Consider the following 3,700-nt stretch of genomic DNA (forward strand, 5'->3'; position numbering starts at 1 on the left):
CCGGCAGCGCCGGCTCGGCCCCGGCCGGGTCCTCGCCGCACTGCATGATCTTCGGCAGCCGCAGCGCCATCAGCGCTCCCAGCAGCAACAGCCCCGCGCTCACCAGCAGCGTCACGTGCAGCCCGTGCACGAAGGAGTCCCGCGCCGCCCGGCGCAGTGCGGCCCCGGCGGTTCCGCCGAGCCGGCCGGCGACCTCGTAGGCCTCGCCGAGCGAGTGGCCCGCCGCGTCCGAGGCACCGCGCGGCACACCCGGTACCGCGCGCAGCCCCGGCGTGTAGGCCGCGTTCATCACACTGCCCAGCAGTGCGATGCCTATGCCGGCTCCCAGCTGGTACGACGTCTCGCCGATCGCCGCGGCGCCGCCGGCCTGGTCGGCCGGGGCCTCGCTCAGCATCGACTCGTAGGCGCCGAACAGCGTGGTCTCCAGGCCGAAACCCAGCAGCACGAAGCCGGCCAGCAGCAGCGCCGGGTCGTCGGCGCCGCCCATCGCCGTCAGCGTCAGCACCGCTGCGGCCGTCAGGCAGAAGCCGGCGCACACCATCCGGCGCGGCCCGAAGCGGCGCAGCATGCGGGCGCCCGCCAGGCCCGCCGCCATGGCCGCGAGGGTCAGCGGCAGCAGCCTCAGGCCGGTCTCCAGGGGGGACAGGCCGAGCACGAGCTGCAGGTACTGGGCGGCGATCAGCTCCAGCCCCACCAGCGCCAGCATGGCCAGCACGATGCAGCCCACCGAGGTGCTGAACGCGGGCCGCCGGAACATCCGCAGGTCCACCAGCGGGTGCGGGTGCCGGCGCTGGCGCCGGACGAAGAAGAAGAGGAGGGCCCCGCCGGTCAGCAGCGGCAGCACGGTGAAGGGGCTCGCCGCCGCCTCGCCGCCGCCGAGCCGCTTCACCCCGAGGACCACGCCGAACAGCCCGGCCGCCGCCATCAGGGCACCGGTCACGTCCCAGGGGCCCGCGCCGTCACCGCGGGACTCGGGCAGCAGGGCCCGGCCCACCGGCAGGCTGACCAGCATCAGCGGGATGTTGACCAGGAAGACCGCGCCCCACCAGAAGTGCTCCAGCAGGAAGCCGCCGAGCAGCGGCCCGACCGCGGCGCCGACCGCGGCGACCGCGCTCCAGATGCCGATGGCCAGGGCGCGCTCGCGCCGGTCGGGGAAGACCTGCCGGAGGATCGACAGGGTGGCGGGCATGATCATCGCGCCGCCGACGCCGAGCAGCGCGCGGGCCAGGATGAGCGTTTCGGCGGTCGGTGCGAACGCGGCCACGGCGGAGGCGATGCCGAACAGGCCGTAGCCGAGCAGCAGGACGCGTCTGCGGCCGACCCGGTCGCCGAGGGTGCCGAAGAGGATCAGCAGCGAGGCGCAGACCAGCGGATAGACGTCGACGATCCAGAGCAGTTCCACGGCGCCGGGCCTGAGGTCCTCGGTGACGGCGGGGACCGCCACGTGCAGCACGGTCGCGTCGAGGGCGACGAGCAGCAGGCTGGCGCAGAGGACGACGAGGACGATCCACCGGTTGGCACCGGCCCCGGCCGCCCGACGGTGCTGCCGGACGGCAGCCGTGGTCGTCCCGGACATGTACGTACCTCCCAGATGATCCCTCGCGTGGGGCGGACCGACAGGGTGGGGACTCCCTGTCGTACGGCCGGAGAGGAGCGGTGTCTCCGGCCCGCGCGAACCCACGCGGGTGACTCGCCAGCGTACGCGAGTTCACCCGGGCGGCACGTGGCGGACCTCTCACACGCGTGACGGAACCCGTGTGGCGTACGCCACGTCCCGTCCCCTTGCCCCCGGCCCGGTGACCGGTCCGGGGTCACGGGCGGTCGATAATCGAGCCCGTGACCGATCTAGCGACGCGGGTGGACGCTCCCCGCGCCCCTCTCCTGCGCCGGGCGGCGCCGGCCCTGCTGGGCTACGCGGCGGTCCGCGCCCTCGGGCTGCTCGTGCTGGCGGTGTGGAGCGCCGCGCGCGGCAAGAGCGCGTACACCCTGCTGACCGCCCGCTGGGACTCCCTCTGGTACGCGCGGGTCGCCGGGCCGGGTTACGGCTACGAGGTGCGGCTGCCGAACGGGGACGTCCACTCCGACCTCGCGTTCTTCCCGCTGCTGCCGTGGCTGGAGCGGCTGGGGCACGCGCTCGCCCCGCTGTCGTACGCGGACGCCGGTTTCCTGGTGAGCCTGTCGGCCTCGCTCGCCGCCGCGGCCGGGATCTTCGCGGTCGCGGAGCGGGTGTACGGGCCGCGGGTCGGCCGGTACGCGGTGCTGCTGTGGGCGGTGCTGCCGGTCGGGATCGTGCAGTCGATGGCGTACAGCGAGTCGCTCTTCACCGCGCTGGCGGCGTGGTCGCTGTACGCGGTGCTGACCGGACGGTGGGTGGGCGCGGGCGTGCTGGCCGCGCTGGCGGGGCTGACCCGGCCGGTGGGGGTGGCGGTGGTCGCCGCGGTGTGGACCGCGGGCATGGTCTCGTTCGTGCGAGAGCGCGGCACGCGGCACACGCCGGGCGCGCACCACCGCGAACGCACCCCCGTGTGGCGCCGCGCGCTCGGCATGCTGCTCGCCCCGCTCGGCGCCGCCGGGTACGTGCTCTGGGTCGGCCACCGCACCGGCCGGGGCCCGCTCGGCTACCTGGACGTCCAGGCCGGCTGGCGCAACGGGTTCGACGGCGGTTACGCCTTCGCCCGCTTCGTGGCCGACAAGTTCACGTCATTTCCGTCCGCGCTCGCCGGTCTCGGCCTGATCGCCGGGGTGGCGCTGCTGATCTGGCTGTACGTCACCGGCGTCCGCGCGCGCCAGCCGCTCACCCTGCTGGTGTACACGGGCGTCGTGCTCGCCCTCGCCCTGTGCGCCTCCAGCTACTTCGGCTCCAAGCCGCGGCTGCTCATGCCCGCCTTCCCGGTGCTGCTGCCGCTCGCCGGCGCCCTGGCCCGGCTGCGCGCCCCGCGGTCGGCCCTGGTCACCGCCGGGTTGGCGGTCGCGGCGGCGGTCTACGGGGCGTTCTGGCTGAACGGCTCCGGACCGCCGTGACCGACCCGGCCGGCCGATGACACCCCGGAAAAATCCGCGCCAGGCCCGGGTTAACGCATTCATAAGTGCCGCATAAACAACACCCGGCATGATCAAAGGAATTGGCCCGATCGGTCTCCCCGGATTGCGGAATCCCGGGAACCCCGGGAAATATCCCCGCCCTTGAGACGTTTCCCACATCACATCGTCATCACAAAGCCGCTGTTTCGACCGGGAACACCGCTCACTCGCTGTAACGTCGATTGGGTGCGTACCGAACGAAACCTCACCCGGCGTCTGGACCGGGTGTTCGCCAGGCTGGACCGTGAGCCGGAACGACCGGCCCACATCGATGTGCCGAGGATGAGCCGGCACCGGGTCGTCCTGTTCTCGGCGACCCTGGCCTTCTACCTGGCGATCGTGTGGGCCGTGGTGACCACCTCCTGGCTGGTCCGGCTGGACTGGCAGGTGATGTTCTTCCGTCCCTACCAGCAGTGGCCGGAGATCCACGCGTTCCTCGACTACTACGTGGTGCTGGGCCAGCGCGGCCCCACCGCCGTGATGGTCGCCGCCTGGCTCGGCTGGCGTTCCTGGCGGCAGCACACCCTGCGCCCGCTGCTCACCCTGGCCGCCTCGCTGCTGCTGCTGAACATCACGGTCGGCGCCGCCAAGATCGGCATGGGCCGGCTCGGTCCGCACT

2 protein-coding genes and 1 pseudogene are annotated in these 3,700 nt (G+C 73.4%); 2 read left to right on the plus strand and 1 reads right to left on the minus strand.

Annotation, left to right across the window (positions count from 1 at the left end):
- Nucleotides 1-1,576 (minus strand): MFS transporter (locus IE312_RS33075; protein ID WP_229900726.1); only part of this gene is annotated, 1,576 nt, incomplete at its 3' end.
- A gap of 260 nt (nt 1,577-1,836) precedes the next feature.
- Here IE312_RS33075 and IE312_RS33080 point away from each other — a divergent pair.
- The gene (locus IE312_RS33080; protein WP_189985921.1) at nt 1,837-3,021 is read left to right on the plus strand and encodes a glycosyltransferase family 39 protein; all 1,185 of its coding nucleotides are present in this window, start codon (nt 1,837-1,839) and stop codon (nt 3,019-3,021) included.
- 246 nt (nt 3,022-3,267) lie between these two features.
- Nucleotides 3,268-3,700, plus strand: a pseudogene (locus IE312_RS42975) (phosphatase PAP2 family protein); the annotation flags it as partial.

It is taken from the genome of Streptomyces capoamus, from assembly GCF_014654935.1.
In the GTDB taxonomy this organism is placed as follows: Bacteria; Actinomycetota; Actinomycetes; order Streptomycetales; family Streptomycetaceae; genus Streptomyces; species Streptomyces capoamus.